We start from the raw sequence: 15,430 nt of genomic DNA, 5'->3' as shown, positions 1-15,430 counted from the left end.
AGATGGGCGCCGGCGATGGGAATTTCAATGCGTCGGCTTAAGAAGCTCTTAAGATCGGCGTGTTTTAATCCTTATCACTTAGCAAGCACCCGATATCAGCGGGATGTGATTTTCGATAACGATAAGGAAGCGCAACATGAAAAAACTGACTCTGGCCACTCTGATCGCGCTGTGCAGCGCACCGGTACTGGCGCAACAAGGCGGGTTCCTCGATCCGGCCGCGCCGCAGGCTCAAACGCAAACCACCGCACAAGGTGGTTTCTCCGGCCCCAGCGCGGCGCTGACCACCGTGGACAAGGTGAAATCGCTGAGCGACGACACCTGGGTGATGCTGCAGGGCAACATCGAACAGCGCATCGGCGACGAAACCTATACCTTCCGCGACGCCACCGGCACCCTGACGGTCGATATCGACCGCAAACGCTGGAACGGCCAGACCGTTACGCCGAAAGACAAGGTGCAGCTGGAAGGGAAAGTGGATAAAGACTGGAACAGCCTCGAAGTGGACGTGAAAACCGTCAAAAAGCTGCCGTAATGCGTTGCGGCGGGCGGGGCAACGCCGCCGCCCGCCGCTCGATCAATATTCCTGATCTTCGATCAGCCGCTTGCCCAGGCTGGTGATGCCCTGGATCTCGTAGCCGAGCTTCTCGTACATCTCAACCACCGTGTCGTTGTCTTCGCGCACCATAATCTGGATCTTCGGGCAGCCGCGGGCGATCAGCTTCTTCTCCAGACGGTTGATCAACGCATTGGCGATGCCGCGCCCGCGATAGTCAGGGTGCACCCCGAGGTAATACGCCGATCCGCGGTGGCCGTCATAGCCGCCCATCACCGAACCGACTACTTCGCCGCCGACTTCCGCCACCAGGAACAGCTCCGGGTCGTGGTTCAGCTTGCGCTCGATGTCCATTTCCGGATCGTTCCAGGGCCGCAGCAGATCGCAGCGCTCCCACAGGGTAATGACTTCTTCAAAGTCGTCTTGTCGAAATACGCGAATTTCCATCGATGTTGGCCGCTGTTAATTAAGGTGTTTATCTGATTATCGCGTGATTATTCACTTACGCAATATCAAACTGCGATTTACCGCGCTATTTGCCCCGAAATCGCCGGTAACAGGCGTAATAAATGGAAATAGTTATCGGGTCGATTAATGATAATCAATACGATATAACGTCGCGAAATAGAATCGTCGACGGAGCGTTGCGTAATGAAAAAGCAGGGTAAACCATTCCTCAATTTTAAGCCGCTTGCCGTTTCCCCTACGCGACGCCAACTGTTGCTTTCCGGCCTGGCGGTCGCGCTGTTCGGCGTGAAAAACCCAAGCGCCAAGGCGGAAGGCCTGCTGCGCAATCAGCACAGCAAACCGGCGGCGAAACCGGCCGGCGGCAAAAAGCGGGTGATGATCGATCCCGGCCACGGCGGCATCGACTCCGGCGCGGTCGGCCACGAAGGCTCGCAGGAAAAACACATCGTGCTGGAAATCGCCAACCACGTGCGCCGTTTCCTGCATGAGCACGATCACATCGAGGCGCGCCTGACGCGCGAAGAAGACGAATTCATTCCGCTGTTCCAGCGGGTGGAGATCGCCCACCAGCACCAGGCCGATCTGTTCATTTCCATTCACGCCGACGGTTTTACCAGCCCGTCGGCCTCCGGCGCTTCGGTATTCGCCCTCTCCAACCGCGGCGCCAGCAGCGCCATGGCGCGCTACCTGTCCAACCGTGAAAACGCCGCCGACGACGTAGCGGGCGGCAAATACAAGGATCAGGACAACTACCTGCAGCAGGTGCTGTTCGATCTGGTGCAAACCGACACCATCAACAACAGCCTGACGCTCGGCCGCCACGTGCTCGGCCAAATTCGTCCGGTACACCATCTGCACAGCGACAGCACCGAACAGGCGGCGTTCGCGGTGCTGAAATCCCCGTCCATTCCCTCGGTACTGGTGGAAACCTCGTTCATCACCAACCCGAACGAAGAACGGCTGCTGGGCACCACCGCGTTTCGCGAGAAAATCGCCCGCGCCATCGCGGACGGCATCGTCAACTTCTTCGACTACTTCGACGCACACCAACGCAAACCCCGCTGATGCCGCGGGCGGCGAATAAGAGTATACTCAGCGCCTTGTTCAGCCAGACGCTATAAAGACCCCGCATGAGTTTACCTAACATCGCTGAAGTAAAATCCTTCCTGCTGGCGCTGCAGGATCATATCTGCGCGCAGCTCGCCCAGGCCGATGGCGCCGCCGTGTTCACCGAAGACCAATGGACGCGTGAAGAAGGCGGCGGTGGCCGCAGCCGTGTGCTGACCAACGGCGCGGTGTTCGAACAGGCGGGGGTCAATTTCTCGCACGTCTCCGGCGCCACCCTGCCGGCCTCGGCGACCGCGCACCGTCCGGAACTGGCCGGGCGCAGCTTCCAGGCGATGGGTGTCTCCCTGGTTATCCATCCGCTCAGCCCCTACGTGCCCACCAGCCACGCCAACGTGCGCTTCTTCATCGCTGAAAAGCCGGGCGAAGCGCCGGTATGGTGGTTCGGCGGCGGCTTTGATCTGACGCCGTTCTACGGCTTCGCAGAGGATGCCGTGCACTGGCACCGCACCGCAGCCGAGCTGTGCGCGCCGTTCGGCGACGAGGTCTACCCCAAATATAAACAGTGGTGCGACGATTACTTCTTCATCAAGCATCGCAACGAAGCGCGCGGCATCGGCGGCCTGTTCTACGACGATCTGAACACCCCGGATTTCGACCATTGTTTCGCCTTCACCCGCGCGGTGGGCCAGGGCTTCCTCGACGCCTACCTGCCGATCGTCGAAAAACGCAAGGCCTTGACCTGGGGCGAGCGCGAGCGCCAGTTCCAGCTGTATCGCCGCGGCCGCTATGTGGAGTTCAACCTGGTGTGGGATCGCGGCACGCTGTTCGGGCTGCAAACCGGCGGGCGCACCGAGTCCATCCTGATGTCGATGCCGCCGTTGGTGCGTTGGGAATATAACTACCAGCCGGACACAGGCAGCCCGGAAGCGGCGCTGGCGCGCGATTTCCTGCCGGTGCGCGACTGGCTGCAGGAGCCGAAATAATGCAGATTTGGGTCGATGCGGACGCCTGTCCGAACGTGATCAAAGAGGTGCTGTTCCGCGCCGCCGATCGCACCGCCATCACCGTGACGCTGGTGGCGAACCAACCGCTGCGCACGCCGCCGTCGAAATACATCCGTTCGCTGCAGGTGGCGGCCGGCTTCGACGTGGCCGATAACGAGATCGTGCGCCGCTGCGAAGCGGGCGATCTGGTGATCACCGCCGACATTCCGCTGGCGGCGGAGGTGATTGAGAAAGGCGCGGTGGCGCTGAACCCGCGCGGCGAACGCTATACGCCGGACACCATTCGCGAGCGCCTCAACATGCGCGATTTTATGGATACCCTGCGCGCCAGCGGCATTCAGACCGGCGGCCCGAACGCCCTGAACCAGCGCGACCGCCAGCAGTTCGCCAACGAGCTGGACAAATGGCTGCTGCAGGCGAAACGGGCGCAGTGACTGCGCCCTGCTCTGCTGCGGTTTAGAAGCGCACCTCCCCGCCGAAGATATAGGTGCGCCCACGGGCGGTGTTGGTCGGCGTCTCATACTGCGACTGCGACGGCAGCGAGTTCATCTTGTTGAGCGCGTCCGAATAGTCTCTGTCCATCAGGTTTTGCACGCTGAGCTTCAGCAGCAGATTGCGATTCACCTGATAGGTGCCGTACAGATCGATAATGGTCGGAATATGCGGCGCCGGCTCCTTCAGCAACTGCTCATTCTCATCGTAATCAGAGTCCGGCGACAGGCGCACCGACTTGCCGGTGTATTTCACCACCCCGCCCAGCGTCAGTTTTTCGTCCAGCAGGCGCACCCCGCTGTCCAGCGTGAAGTAGAATTCCGGCAGCTCGCTGATATCGCCCGCGCCGAATACGTTGCTGGCCTGGTTGGTCGGCTGGGAGGTATGCTCCTTGCTTAACGACAGCTTGGTGAAGGCGAAACCGGCGTCGTACAGCGCTTCAAGCTCCACCCCGCGCGTTTTGACCGGATCGGGAGCATTGCTGTACATGGTCATGCTGACGTTGATGTCCGCGTTATCCCACTCTTCCTGCGTCGCCTGCGAACGGTTGCACTTCTGACGGTTTTTACACACCAGGTAGGTTTGGCTGGATATGTAGTTTTTGATCCTGGTTTCGAAATAGACCGCTTTCAGTTGGAAGCTGTCCTGCTTGAACAACAGATCGTGAGCATTGGCGTTGAACCCGCCCTGCCAGGTCTCCGCTTTTTCACCCTTCAGGAACGGGTTCATCGACTGGCCGCCGCTGTTGGCGAAGAACACTTCCTGGATATTCGGCCCGCGCATCGACTTGCTGTAGCTGACGAACGGCTGCAGCCACGGCGTCACCTGCGCCGACAGCATGACCGACGGGTTGAAGCCGTGTTCGTTGCGGTTGATAGTGCCGGCGCCCTGAGGGAAGCACTCTACGCGCTCATCACAGGCCGGCTTGTAGCCGGAGAGGCGATAGGCAGTGTAGTTCAGGTCGACATTTCCCTGCCAGATGCCGTAGTTGGCCTGCAACCCACTGTACAGGCTGGAGATATCTTGTTTGCCGGCAATGCCCACCGGCATGCTTTCCGCCTGATCCTGATCCGTCACCAGCCCGGATGCCTTTTTCTTATACTCGTTGCGTACCAGCTTGCCGCCGTAGCTGAAGGCGAAATCAATATCCCGCAGGCTGAAACGGCTGGTGTTGTTGATATCCAGCGCATCGGAAATGTTTTTCGCCGTACTGTCGCTGAACCCCGCCATGTTGTTGGACATGAACTTCTGCTCACCGCGACTGGTGCTGGCGGTCAATTTGAAATCGATCAGTTCCGAGAACGGCGCGTAGTGGTATTTGAGGTAAAAATCGTCGCTGTCGATGTGGCGGCGGGTGATTTTATTCTGGTAGCGGCGCGCCGACAGTTCGATGCTGTTGAAGGCATCCGGCTTGATGTCCACTTTGAACAGCTGAGATTTCGGGTTCTGGCGGTAGGTTTTATCGACGTTGAACATCTCGCTGTCGAAACCGGCGCCGTTTTTGTAGTTGGAGGTGATGGAGCTGCCGCTGATCGCCGCCATCGCCCCCAGGCTGCCGCCGTCGGCAAAGGCGGCGGTTTTGGCGCCCACGGCGATCATGCCGCTGCGACCGATGCCGTTATTGCCCACCGAGAATTTGGTGCGTACGCCGAACGGGTTGTCGCCAAAGACTACGTCGTCCACGCCGATAGTGCGGAAGTTGGCGCTGCCCGCCAAGGCGTTAACGCCGTCGGAACCGGTGGCGTTGCCGCGCGCCACATCGACGCCGACGATAAAGTTCGGATCGATCAGCGCCCCGAACTGGCTGGTGGGCATGCCGCCGTGCGCTGCATCGCTCGGGGAGTTGCCGTAGTAGTTTTGCGTAATGCCGTCGACCATGGTGTTGACCCGGCCGAAGCCGCTCAGGCCGCGGATATTGACGCTGACCGATCCCTGGCCGGGGTCGATCTGGGTATAGGTGCCCGGCATGCTGCGCAGAATGCTGTCCACCGACTCCAGATTTTGGTTCTCGTCGCGCGAGCTGAACGCGCCCGGCCTCGCCAACGCGTCTTTTTCGCTGCTTTTGCCGCCGTCGGCGGCCGAGACGTTGAGCGGGCTGAACGCCACGCTGCCTTTATTGTTTTCCGCCTGTTCCTGCGCGGCCACAGCCTGCCCGTGCAGCACCAGTCCCGCGCCGATCAGGCTCGCTATCATTTTAATTTTCATATATCCCCAGAAATAGCCAATAAGGTTTGATGGCCGACAATGCCCAGCAAAAAGCCCGCCGAAAGCGCGGTATAAAAGGTTGTTATTGTTTTATTGCGCCGCAGCGTGCCGCGGCGCTGAAGGTTATTTCTGCGCCCGCCGATCCGCCGCCAGAATAAAGGCGTACTCCAGCGCGCCGTTTTCCAGCCGCGCCAGGCGGCCCGATTTGCCGCCGTGGCCGGCGGTCATGTCGGTGGAGAGCAGCAGCAGCGAATCGCCCTGTTTGAAACGCCGCAGCTTCGCCACCCATTTGGCCGGCTCCCAATACTGCACCTGCGAGTCGTATAAACCGCTGGTGACCAGCAGGTTCGGGTAGCGCTGTTTGCGCACGTTGTCATACGGGCTGTAGGACTTCATCAGCGCATAGGCGGCCGGCTGGTGCGGGTTGCCCCACTCCTCGTATTCGCCGGTAGTGAGCGGAATGCTGTCGTCCAGCATGGTGGTCACCACGTCGACGAAAGGCACCTGCGCCACCACCGCGTTGTACAGCTGCGGCGCCTGATTGATCACCGCCCCCATCAGCAAACCGCCGGCGCTGCCGCCCATGGCGTAGATGCGCCCCGGCTGGCCGTAGCCGCCGTTGATCAGCGCCTGGGTGGCGTCGATGAAATCGTTGAAGCTGTTCGGTTTGTGCGTCAGCTTGCCCTGTTTGTACCAGCTCTGCCCCAGTTCGCCGCCGCCGCGCACGTGGATCAGCGCATAGACGAAGCCGCGATCCAGCAGGCTGATGCGGTTCGCGCTGAACGCCGGATCCATGCTCATGCCGTAAGCGCCATAGCCGTAGACCAGCAGCGGGTTATGGCCGTTCTTGAACAGCGACTTGCGGTACACCAGCGAGACCGGCACCTTCACGCCGTCGCGCGCCGTGACCCAGATGCGCTCGCTGTGATACAGGCTGGGATCGACGCCTTTCACTTCCTGCTGCTTGAGCAGAGTGCGCTCGCCCTTGTTCAGATCCCACTCATAGGTGCGGGTCGGCGTGGTCATCGCCGAATAGCCGTAGCGCAAACGATCGCTGTCCGGCTCCGGGTTATAGCCCAGCCAGGCCATGTAGCTGGCGTCGTCGAACGGGATGGCGCGCTCGGTTTTGCCATCCCAGCTGATTTGCCGCAGCTGCACCAGCCCGTTGGCGCGTTCCTGCACCACCAGCCAGTCGCGGAACAGGCTGAAGCTTTCCACCTCATGCTGCGCCTGCGGCGCAATCAGCGTCTGCCAAGGTTTGCCCGCCGCCGCCGTGCGGTACAGGCCAAAGTTCGGATCCTGATGGTTGGAACGCAGATAGAACTCGCCGCGGTAGTGATCGAGATAATACTCGCGGCCGTTTTGCCGGGCGGCGAACAGCTGCGGCTCGCGCTGCGGCTGGCTGGCGTCGATCAGGCGCACTTCGGACGTGGTGTTGCCGCTGATGGTCAGAATCAGGTAATCGCGCGAAGAAGAACGGCCGAGGCTGAGGTAGAACGCCGGATCGTTTTCCTGGTACACCAGCTTATCTTCCGCCGTCGGCGTCCCGTACTGATGGCGATAAACCTGGTACGGCAACAGCGTTTGCGGGTGGTTACGCACGTAGAACAGGGTTTGGCTATCGTTGGCCCATACCATGTTGCCGGAGGTGTTTTCCAGCGTTTCCGGCGACCAGCGTTCGCTGTCTATCTCGCGCAGGGAGATGCGGTATTGGCGGCGGCCCTGCAGATCTTCGGCCACCGCCAGGCGGCGGTTGTCCAGGCTGACGTCCATCGCCCCCAGGCGATAATAGGCATGGCCGGCCGCGCGCTGATTGGCGTCCAACAGGGTTTGCCACGGCGCGTCGGCGGTGAGCGCCTGGCGCTGATACCGCGCGAAATCTTTACCGGCGGCGTAGCTTTCCTGATAGCGATAGCCGTTGAGCTGATACGGCACCGAACGATCGTCAGGGTTCATACGGCCCAGCATCTCCTGATACAGCGTGGCGCGCAGCGTCTGGTACGGCGCCATCATCTGCTCGGTGTAGCGGTTCTCCGCCTTCAGGTAGTCCAGCACCTTCCGCTCTTTTCGGCTGTCGTCGCGCAGCCAGTAGTAATCGTCGGTACGCGTCTCGCCGTGGGCCGTCAGCGCTTTCGGCGCCCGTTCCGCCAACGGCGGCTGCGGTTGCGCCAGCGCGGCGCCTGCGATGCCTAAAGAAAGCCAGAGCGCGGCCGCGATGCGACGGCGCGGGGTAAATAACAGCGGATTCATAATCCCTCACGAAGTTTGAAGAGCCGGACGGCGGCGCTGCCGCGTCTGCGGGCATTAACGGCGGGCATTCAGCTCCGCCAGATTGAAATCGATCGGCATCCTTACCCTGACGGCCCCCTGCTGCAGCATCTCCGGCGGCGGCGGCGGCAACGGCTGCGCGCGCGACACCACCGCCACCGCTTCCCGATCCAATGACGCGGTGCCGGAACGGATCTGCAGGGTCACGTTCGATACCCGCCCCTGCGCATCGACGCTGAAACTGACCTGCGGCATGCCGCTGCGCCGGCGGTTGCGGGCATCCGGGGGATACTCTTTGATGCGGTTCAGTTTGCCCTTCACCAGGCTCTCCCACGACAGCTTGGCCTGCGCGTTGCTGTTGGCGTCGCTGTTGATCGGAGCGGCGGTTTGGTGAGAGAGCGTCTGCGCCTGCGGCGCAGCGGCGCTGGATGCGGCGGCGTTGCGCGTCTCTTTCGCCTGTTCCTGCGGTTTCGGCTGCGCTTTTTGCGGGGGACGGTGCTCGGCGCGCTTCTTGTCCGCCGTCACGATCTTCGCTTTATCGGCGCGCGCCAGCTTGGGCAGATCCGGCTGTTGCTGCTGTTCCGCCGGCTGCGCCGCAGCGGATTCCGCCTGTTGCACGCCCAGCGGCAACGGTTTGCTTTCCGGCGCTTCAATCTGCGCCGCCCAGCTCATCATCACCGCCGGCGGCGGCAGCTCGACCGGCTCGAGCGCCGTCTGCGGCCAATAAAACAGCAACGCTAACGCCGCGTGCGCCGCCAGGGCGAGCAGCAAGCCGCGCGCCCAGCGCGGCTGCGCAAAGGCCGGAGGGGGATAAGACTGACTTAACATAGGGGCATTAGCTTACTTAATTGCGAATGATTGCAGATCACATTTACTAATGATAATCATTTGCAACTATAATTAACACCCCTTTTCACTGCCTTAACGTATTCATTTCACTGATGGTGTGATCCACAGGTAGTCCGCCGTGTGCGCGTCAACCTGTACGCCCGGCTCCGCCAGCATCAGCACCGTCGGCGCCGCCGCCGGTTGCAGATCCCGCACGTGCAGCGGCACGCCCACCGATTTGGCGGCGTGATAACCGCCGGCGATCAATAGCGCGGGCGTCGGCGCCGCCAGCAGGCGCTCCGCCATGCGCCTGTCGCGCTGTTGCTGGATTGCCAGCATCGCATGCAGCTGCGCGGCCTCAATCTGGCCGCCGTGCGAAGTGCGGATGGTCTCTTCCAGCGCCTTGCGCACCGCCGGCTGCGACGAGAGCTGCCCCGCCGGAAACTGCGGCTGCTGATAGAACGCCGCGATCTCGCTGCGATCCAGGTTGGCCGACCACAGCGGGTAAGGCGCGCGCATCGCCGCCATCGTCACCCCGCCATACAGTTCCCACTTCCAGCCCGGCTGCCAGGCGATCAGCTCCGCCACGCGGCCGTCACGCACCGTGGGATCGCTCTGCAGCCACTGCTTGACCTTGTCGACCTGCGCCTGCTGGTTCGGGTTGATCATCTCCATCAGCACGCTGCCCTGCGGCCGCCGTTGCGGCAGCTGCTGCACCAGCCATTGCTCAATCTGATGGTGGTAAGGATTGTCATGCTTTTCCCCCACGATCACCCGCGGCTGCTGCGCCAACCGCGTCAACAGCTGCTCGGGCGTCAGGGTCACGCCGCTGTGCAGATCGGTGATATTCCCCATGCTCGCGACGTCGCTGGCCGGCGTCTTCACCGGCGTTTGGCTGCAGGCGCCGAGCGCCAACGCCGCCAATAAAATCAGATATCTCATCATGTTGCCCCATTAGCGAAAATGGCGACATTATAGATAATAATTATCATTTTCATATAGATCTGACCTGACGATTTTTTTACGCGGCGATCGCCGGTGACGCATTGCGTTGAAACGGCATTGCGGGTATAACCAATAGCCATTCAGATATTTAGACGTCTATACGGATAGATTATTATGCACTCATCGGCGCCCGCCGCAGGGCAGTTCAAACGCAGCATGAAGGCCCGGCATCTGGTGATGCTGTCGCTGGGCGGCGTGATCGGCACCGGGCTGTTTTTCAATACCGGCTACATCATCTCCACCACCGGGGCGCTCGGCACGCTGCTGGCCTACCTGATCGGCGCGCTGGTGGTATATCTGGTGATGCTGTGCCTGGGCGAGCTGTCGGTGGCGATGCCGGAAACCGGCGCCTTTCACGTCTATGCTTCGCGCTATCTGGGGCCGGCCACCGGCTATGCCGTCGCCTGGCTGTATTGGCTCACCTGGACGGTGGCGCTGGGCTCCAGCCTGACCGCCGCCGGATTCTGCATGCAGTACTGGTTCCCGCAGTCGCCGGTGTGGCTGTGGTGTCTGATCTTCTGCGCGGCCATTTTCCTGCTCAACGTGGTGACCACCCGCTTTTTTGCCGAAAGCGAGTTCTGGTTTTCGCTGATCAAAGTGGTGACCATTCTGGCGTTTATCATTCTGGGCGGCGCCGCCATGTTCGGCCTGCTGCCGATGAAAGACGGCACGCCGGCGCCGTTCCTGCACAACCTGACCGCTTCCGGCTGGCTGCCGCACGGCACGCTGCCGATCCTGATGACCATGGTGGCGGTGAACTTCGCCTTCTCCGGCACGGAACTGATCGGCATCGCCGCCGGTGAAACCGAGAACCCGGAGAAAGTCGTGCCGCTGGCGATCCGCACCACGGTGATCCGCCTGATGCTGTTCTTTATCGGCACGGTGTTTGTGCTGGCGGCGTTGATCCCCATGGATCAGGCGGGGATCGTCAAAAGCCCGTTCGTGCTGGTGTTTGAACGCATCGGCGTGCCTTACGCCGCCGATATCTTCAACTTCGTGATCCTGACCGCCATCCTGTCGGCGGCCAACTCCGGCCTGTACGCCTCGGGGCGCATGCTGTGGTCGCTGGCCCACCAGCGCACCCTGCCGGCCTACTTTGCGCGCGTCAATGCGCGCGGCATTCCGATCAACGCCCTGACCTTCAGCATGCTCGGCGGCGTGCTGGCGCTGCTGACCAGCGTGATCGCGCCGGATACGGTGTTCGTCGCCCTGTCGGCGATCTCCGGCTTTGCGGTGGTGGCGGTGTGGCTGAGCATCTGCGCCGCCCACTATGCTTTCCGCCGCGCCTATCTGCGCAGCGGCCAGCCGATAAGCGGCCTGAAATACCGTGCGCCCGGCTATCCATTGACGCCGATCCTCGGCTTTGCGCTGTGCCTGCTGGCCTGCATCGGGCTGGCGTTCGATCCGGAGCAGCGCATCGCGCTCTACTGCGGGCTGCCGTTCGTCGCCCTGTGCTACCTCACCTATTTCCTGACCCGGCGCGCCGGGCAAAAAAACGCTTTAGGAGAACAACATGTCGGTTAACAACCCCGTCGCTCGTTTGCTGGCCGAACGGCCGACGCTGATCCTGGACGGCGCGCTGGCCACCGAGCTGGAAGCGCGCGGCTGCGATCTGACCGATCCGCTGTGGTCGGCCAAGGTGCTGATTGAAAATCCCGAGCTTATCTATCAGGTGCATCTCGATTATTTCAACGCCGGCGCCCAATGCGCCATCACCGCCAGCTATCAGGCCACGCCGCAGGGCTTCTCGCGCCGCGGCCTGGATCAGGATCAATCGCTGGCGCTGATCGCCAAAAGCGTACAGCTGGCGCAACGCGCGCGGGGCGATTATCTGGCCGCACACCCGCAGGCGGCGCCGCTGTTGATCGCCGGTTCGGTGGGCCCGTACGGCGCCTATCTGGCCGACGGCTCGGAATACCGCGGCGACTACCGGCTGGCGCAGAATGACATGATTGCCTTCCACCGCCCGCGCCTCGCCGCGCTGGCCGCCGCCGGCGTCGATCTGCTGGCCTGCGAAACGCTGCCGTCGTTCGCTGAACTGCAGGCGCTGCTGACGCTGCTGCAGGAGTTCCCGACGCTCGGCGCCTGGTTCGCCTTCACCCTGCGCGACAGCCAACATCTCAGCGACGGCACGCCGCTGACGGAGGTCCTGTCCGCGCTGCGCGGCAATCCGCAGGTGTTGGCCATCGGCATCAACTGCATCGCGCTGGACAAGGTCGCCCCGGCGCTGCGCCAACTGGGCGCGCTGGCCGACAAACCGCTGCTGGTCTACCCGAACTCCGGCGAGCATTACGATGCCGTCAGCAAAACCTGGCACGCCTGCGGCGGCGAGCACGGCAGCCTGGCCGATCAGGCGACGGAGTGGCGCACGCTCGGCGCACAATTGATCGGCGGCTGTTGTCGCACTACGCCGCAGGATATTCGCGCCATCGCCGCGCGCTGTAAGAAATGAGCAGGGGGGTTATTCGGTTAGCCGGCGTAAGTGTTCAGCGGCTTGTTCTACGTTGAGGCGGCCTTGAGCTGCTTCAACCGTAATTTCGACCAGTTCTGCGTCTTCCCGCAGTGCAATGCCATTAATACCGAGAAATAGCGCCATGCTTTGGAAGGCCGTACGTTTGTTGCCATCAAGAAAAATGTGACCGTGGCTGATGGCGATGAGATAGAGCGCGGCCAAGCGGTATACGTCTGTGACGTTCTCGTAGTGGTAAGCATTGAGCACGCGGTTGGCTACAGCCTCAACTTTGCTGCCTTCCTGGCGGCCGTGAGGCACAATTTCAGCATTGAACTCCGCAATATCCTCTGCGGTCAAAAAGATCATCTATTCGCCAGCGCCTTAATCGTATCCGCGTGTTTAGCCTGAATGCGCGCTTTCACTTTGGCTTTGACCAAAACCTCATAGTCGGCCTTACTGATGATGTAAACCTCATCGTGTCCGCGGCGCGTCACTTCCACCGGCTGTTTTTGCGCTTCCAAAAGCACCTCGGCCAAATTGTTTCTCGCCGCCGTGTAGCTAATCGTAGTCATTTTCTTTACCTGTACATGTACATATTTGACGATTATTTGTACCACGTCCGCTGGAAATAAAAAAGCCCCCGGCGCCAACGGCGCAGGGGGCCAGTCATTCAACCCGGGCTTACAGCGGTTCGGTCTGGGCTTCCACCACCGCCAGCGCCACCATGTTGACGATGCGGCGCACCGAGGCGATCGGCGTCAGGATGTGCACCGGTTTGGCCACCCCCATCAGCACCGGCCCGACGGTCACCCCTTCCGAGCAGGAGACGCGCAGCAGGTTGTAGCTGATGCGCGCCGCTTCCATATTCGGCATGATCAGCAGGTTGGCCGAGCCTTTCAGCGGGCTGTCCGGCATCAGATCGTGACGGATGCTTTCCACCAGCGCGGCGTCGCCGTGCATTTCACCGTCGATCTCCAGCTCCGGCGCCAGCTCGTTCACCAGCTCCAGCGTTTTACGCATCTTGCGCGCCGCCGGGCAATCAGACGAACCGAAGCTGGAGTGAGACAGCAGCGCCACCTTCGGCTCGATGCCGAAACGGCGCACGGTTTCCGCCGCCATCAGGGTGATCTCCGCCAGCTGTTCCGGCGTCGGATCGTCGTTGACGTAGGTGTCAGCGATGAAGGTGTTGCCGCTCGGCAGCAGCAGCGCGTTCATCGCGCCGGCGACGTGCGCGCCTTCACGGAAGCCGAACACGTTCTTCACCACGTCGTAATGCTCGTGGTAGCTGCCGATGGTGCCGCAGATCATCGCATCCGCTTCGCCGCGGTGCAGCATGATGGCGGCGATCAGCGTCGGGTTGCCGATCACCGCGCGGCGTGCCTGCTCTTGCGAAACGCCGCGGCGTTTCATGATCTGGTAGTACTCGCCCCAGTATTCGTTGAAGCGCGGATCCGACTCGTTGTTCACCACTTCGAAATCTTTGCCCGGCGTCAATTGCAGGCCCAGCTTTTTCAGGCGCATCTCGATCACGCTCGGACGGCCGACCAGGATCGGGAAAGCCAGCCCCTGCGACACCAGCTCTTGCGTGGCGTGCAGCACGCGCTCTTCCTCACCTTCCGCCAGCACCACCCGCTTCACCTCTTTGCGCGCCTGCGAGAAGATCGGTTTCATGAACAGGTTGGTTTTGTAGACGAACTCCGCCAGCTTCTCCACGTAGGCGTCGAAGTCTTCGATCGGGCGCGTCGCCACGCCGGAGTCCATCGCCGCCTTGGCCACCGCCGGCGCGATCTTGACGATCAGACGCGGATCGAACGGTTTCGGAATGATGTATTCCGGCCCGAAGGAGAGATCCTGATCGTCATACGCGGAGGCTACCACGTCGCTCTGTTCCGCCAGCGCCAGATCGGCGATGGCATGCACGCAGGCCAGCTTCATCTCTTCGTTGATGGTGGTGGCGCCCACGTCCAGCGCGCCGCGGAAAATGAACGGGAAGCACAAGACGTTGTTCACCTGGTTCGGGTAGTCGGAACGGCCGGTACAGATGATGGCGTCCGGGCGCACCGCTTTGGCCAGCGGCGGCAGAATTTCCGGTTCCGGGTTGGCCAGCGCCATGATCAGCGGATCGCGCGCCATGGTTTTCACCATATCCTGCGTCAGCACGCCCGGGCCGGAGCAGCCGAGGAAGATGTCGGCGTTCGGGATGGCGTCGCCCAACGTGCGCTGGCCGTTATCCTCGATGGCGTAGGCGGCTTTGGTCTGTTCCATATTGGCGTCGCGGCCTTTATAGATGACGCCCTTGGAGTCGCAGACGGTGATGTTCTGTTGACGCAGCCCCAGCGCCACCAGCAAGTTCAGGCAGGCGATGGACGCCGCGCCGGCGCCGGACACCACCAGCCGCACGTCGGAGATGTTCTTCTTCACCACGCGCAGGCCGTTGAGCACCGCGGCGGTGGTAATGATCGCCGTGCCGTGCTGGTCGTCGTGGAACACCGGGATCTTCATGCGCTCACGCAGTTTCTGTTCGATGTAGAAACACTCCGGCGCCTTGATGTCTTCCAGGTTGATGCCGCCGAAGGTCGGTTCCAGCGCGGCGATAATGTCGATTAATTTGTCAGGGTTATGCTCATCCACTTCGATATCAAATACATCGATACCGGAAAACTTCTTGAACAAAACGCCCTTGCCTTCCATCACCGGCTTACCGGCCAACGCGCCGATATTGCCCAGACCCAGTACCGCCGTGCCGTTGGAAATCACCGCCACCAGGTTGCCGCGCGCGGTGTATTTGTAGGCCGCCAGCGGATCTTCGGCGATCTCGAGGCAAGGCGCGGCGACGCCCGGCGAATAAGCCAGCGCCAGATCGCGCTGGGTCGCCAACGGTTTGGTTGGGGAAACCTGGATCTTCCCTGGGACAGGAAACTGATGGAAATCAAGGGCACTCTGTTTGAGCTGTTCGTCCATTATGGATTCCTTTGTTTTTTGCTTTTATGTTGAGGTAAGGCTTTGAGGCTGCGCCCTGCCGTGGGCCATGGCGCCCAGGTACAATGACAGGGCACAGCCTTGAAGTATAGTGAGAGAAACATC

At 61.4% G+C, this 15,430-nt stretch carries 14 protein-coding genes; 6 read left to right on the top strand and 8 right to left on the bottom strand.

Going from position 1 to position 15,430, the window contains the following annotated elements; genetic code table 11:
• Window positions 1-136 precede the first annotated feature (136 nt).
• A complete protein-coding gene (locus tag J9788_RS05585) occupies window positions 137-535 on the top strand; it encodes a YgiW/YdeI family stress tolerance OB fold protein (protein WP_046896244.1) in 399 nt (132 codons plus the stop codon).
• Window positions 536-577: 42 nt separating this feature from the next.
• On the opposite strand, the gene J9788_RS05580 is transcribed toward J9788_RS05585, so the two are convergent.
• The gene (locus J9788_RS05580) at window positions 578-1,003 is read right to left on the bottom strand and encodes a GNAT family acetyltransferase (RefSeq protein ID WP_004936504.1); all 426 of its coding nucleotides are present in this window, start codon (window positions 1,001-1,003) and stop codon (window positions 578-580) included.
• A gap of 204 nt (window positions 1,004-1,207) precedes the next feature.
• Here J9788_RS05580 and amiA point away from each other — a divergent pair, with 204 nt between their 5' ends.
• The 3 genes from amiA (at window position 1,208) to J9788_RS05565 (ending at window position 3,530) form a co-directional block, all read left to right on the top strand.
• Window positions 1,208-2,089 carry an N-acetylmuramoyl-L-alanine amidase AmiA gene (gene amiA / locus J9788_RS05575; protein WP_046896243.1) on the top strand — a complete coding sequence of 294 codons (882 nt, stop codon included), beginning with the start codon at window positions 1,208-1,210 and terminating at the stop codon, window positions 2,087-2,089.
• Window positions 2,090-2,154: 65 nt separating this feature from the next.
• Window positions 2,155-3,075: an oxygen-dependent coproporphyrinogen oxidase gene (gene hemF, locus J9788_RS05570; protein ID WP_046896242.1), complete on the top strand. Its 921-nt coding sequence runs from the start codon at window positions 2,155-2,157 to the stop codon at window positions 3,073-3,075.
• Window positions 3,075-3,530, top strand: a complete 456-nt coding sequence (locus J9788_RS05565; protein ID WP_004936514.1) for a YaiI/YqxD family protein — start codon at window positions 3,075-3,077, stop codon at window positions 3,528-3,530. The genes hemF and J9788_RS05565 overlap by 1 nt, the downstream gene beginning before the upstream one ends.
• A gap of 22 nt (window positions 3,531-3,552) precedes the next feature.
• On the opposite strand, the gene J9788_RS05560 is transcribed toward J9788_RS05565, so the two are convergent.
• The 4 genes from J9788_RS05560 to J9788_RS05545 all read right to left on the bottom strand — a co-directional run bounded on the left by J9788_RS05560 (window position 3,553) and on the right by J9788_RS05545 (window position 9,831).
• Window positions 3,553-5,793 carry a TonB-dependent receptor domain-containing protein gene (locus J9788_RS05560; RefSeq protein WP_182265499.1) on the bottom strand — a complete coding sequence of 747 codons (2,241 nt, stop codon included), beginning with the start codon at window positions 5,791-5,793 and terminating at the stop codon, window positions 3,553-3,555.
• Between the two features lie 123 nt (window positions 5,794-5,916).
• On the bottom strand, window positions 5,917-8,043 hold the full coding sequence (locus tag J9788_RS05555) for a S9 family peptidase (protein WP_080350147.1): 2,127 nt from the start codon (window positions 8,041-8,043) through the stop codon (window positions 5,917-5,919).
• Window positions 8,044-8,097: 54 nt separating this feature from the next.
• Window positions 8,098-8,889, bottom strand: coding sequence for a TonB family protein (locus tag J9788_RS05550; RefSeq protein ID WP_182265500.1), 792 nt, complete (start codon window positions 8,887-8,889; stop codon window positions 8,098-8,100).
• A 102-nt stretch (window positions 8,890-8,991) separates the two neighbouring features.
• Window positions 8,992-9,831, bottom strand: a complete 840-nt coding sequence (locus tag J9788_RS05545; protein ID WP_046896239.1) for a ChaN family lipoprotein — start codon at window positions 9,829-9,831, stop codon at window positions 8,992-8,994.
• 177 nt (window positions 9,832-10,008) lie between these two features.
• Between J9788_RS05545 and mmuP the strand changes: the two genes are divergently transcribed.
• Together mmuP and mmuM are read left to right on the top strand one after the other, a co-directional pair.
• A complete protein-coding gene (gene mmuP / locus J9788_RS05540) occupies window positions 10,009-11,418 on the top strand; it encodes an S-methylmethionine permease (protein WP_046896238.1) in 1,410 nt (469 codons plus the stop codon).
• Window positions 11,408-12,346, top strand: a complete 939-nt coding sequence (mmuM, locus tag J9788_RS05535; RefSeq protein ID WP_046896237.1) for a homocysteine S-methyltransferase — start codon at window positions 11,408-11,410, stop codon at window positions 12,344-12,346. Before mmuP ends, mmuM begins: the two co-directional genes overlap by 11 nt.
• Before the next feature lie 9 nt (window positions 12,347-12,355).
• Here mmuM and J9788_RS05530 read toward each other — a convergent pair whose 3' ends face one another.
• The 3 genes from J9788_RS05530 to maeB are packed head-to-tail and all read right to left on the bottom strand — an operon-like array spanning window position 12,356 to window position 15,307.
• Window positions 12,356-12,712, bottom strand: a complete 357-nt coding sequence (locus J9788_RS05530) for a type II toxin-antitoxin system death-on-curing family toxin (RefSeq protein WP_025303801.1) — start codon at window positions 12,710-12,712, stop codon at window positions 12,356-12,358.
• Window positions 12,709-13,020 (bottom strand): type II toxin-antitoxin system Phd/YefM family antitoxin, encoded by a 312-nt coding sequence (locus tag J9788_RS05525; RefSeq protein ID WP_227414437.1) that lies wholly within the window; start codon window positions 13,018-13,020, stop codon window positions 12,709-12,711. The genes J9788_RS05530 and J9788_RS05525 overlap by 4 nt, the downstream gene beginning before the upstream one ends.
• 7 nt (window positions 13,021-13,027) lie before the next feature.
• Window positions 13,028-15,307, bottom strand: coding sequence for an NADP-dependent oxaloacetate-decarboxylating malate dehydrogenase (maeB, locus tag J9788_RS05520; protein ID WP_016926766.1), 2,280 nt, complete (start codon window positions 15,305-15,307; stop codon window positions 13,028-13,030).
• Window positions 15,308-15,430: the final 123 nt, after the last annotated feature.

This window comes from Serratia sp. X10, assembly GCF_017811775.1.
In the GTDB taxonomy this organism is placed as follows: Bacteria; Pseudomonadota; Gammaproteobacteria; order Enterobacterales; family Enterobacteriaceae; genus Serratia; species Serratia ureilytica.
Note: the sequence above shows the minus strand (reverse complement) of the source record. Positions and strands in the feature narration are given on the sequence as shown.

Coding starts and splice junctions, on each gene's coding strand:
- J9788_RS05585 (WP_046896244.1), top strand. CDS start 137: ATGAAAAAACTGACTCTGGCCACTCTGATCGCGCTGTGCAGCGCACCG.
- J9788_RS05545 (WP_046896239.1), bottom strand. CDS start 9,831: ATGAGATATCTGATTTTATTGGCGGCGTTGGCGCTCGGCGCCTGCAGC.
- J9788_RS05555 (WP_080350147.1), bottom strand. CDS start 8,043: ATGAATCCGCTGTTATTTACCCCGCGCCGTCGCATCGCGGCCGCGCTC.
- hemF (WP_046896242.1), top strand. CDS start 2,155: ATGAGTTTACCTAACATCGCTGAAGTAAAATCCTTCCTGCTGGCGCTG.
- J9788_RS05530 (WP_025303801.1), bottom strand. CDS start 12,712: ATGATCTTTTTGACCGCAGAGGATATTGCGGAGTTCAATGCTGAAATT.
- mmuP (WP_046896238.1), top strand. CDS start 10,009: ATGCACTCATCGGCGCCCGCCGCAGGGCAGTTCAAACGCAGCATGAAG.
- J9788_RS05560 (WP_182265499.1), bottom strand. CDS start 5,793: ATGAAAATTAAAATGATAGCGAGCCTGATCGGCGCGGGACTGGTGCTG.
- J9788_RS05550 (WP_182265500.1), bottom strand. CDS start 8,889: ATGTTAAGTCAGTCTTATCCCCCTCCGGCCTTTGCGCAGCCGCGCTGG.
- J9788_RS05565 (WP_004936514.1), top strand. CDS start 3,075: ATGCAGATTTGGGTCGATGCGGACGCCTGTCCGAACGTGATCAAAGAG.
- J9788_RS05580 (WP_004936504.1), bottom strand. CDS start 1,003: ATGGAAATTCGCGTATTTCGACAAGACGACTTTGAAGAAGTCATTACC.
- maeB (WP_016926766.1), bottom strand. CDS start 15,307: ATGGACGAACAGCTCAAACAGAGTGCCCTTGATTTCCATCAGTTTCCT.
- mmuM (WP_046896237.1), top strand. CDS start 11,408: ATGTCGGTTAACAACCCCGTCGCTCGTTTGCTGGCCGAACGGCCGACG.
- amiA (WP_046896243.1), top strand. CDS start 1,208: ATGAAAAAGCAGGGTAAACCATTCCTCAATTTTAAGCCGCTTGCCGTT.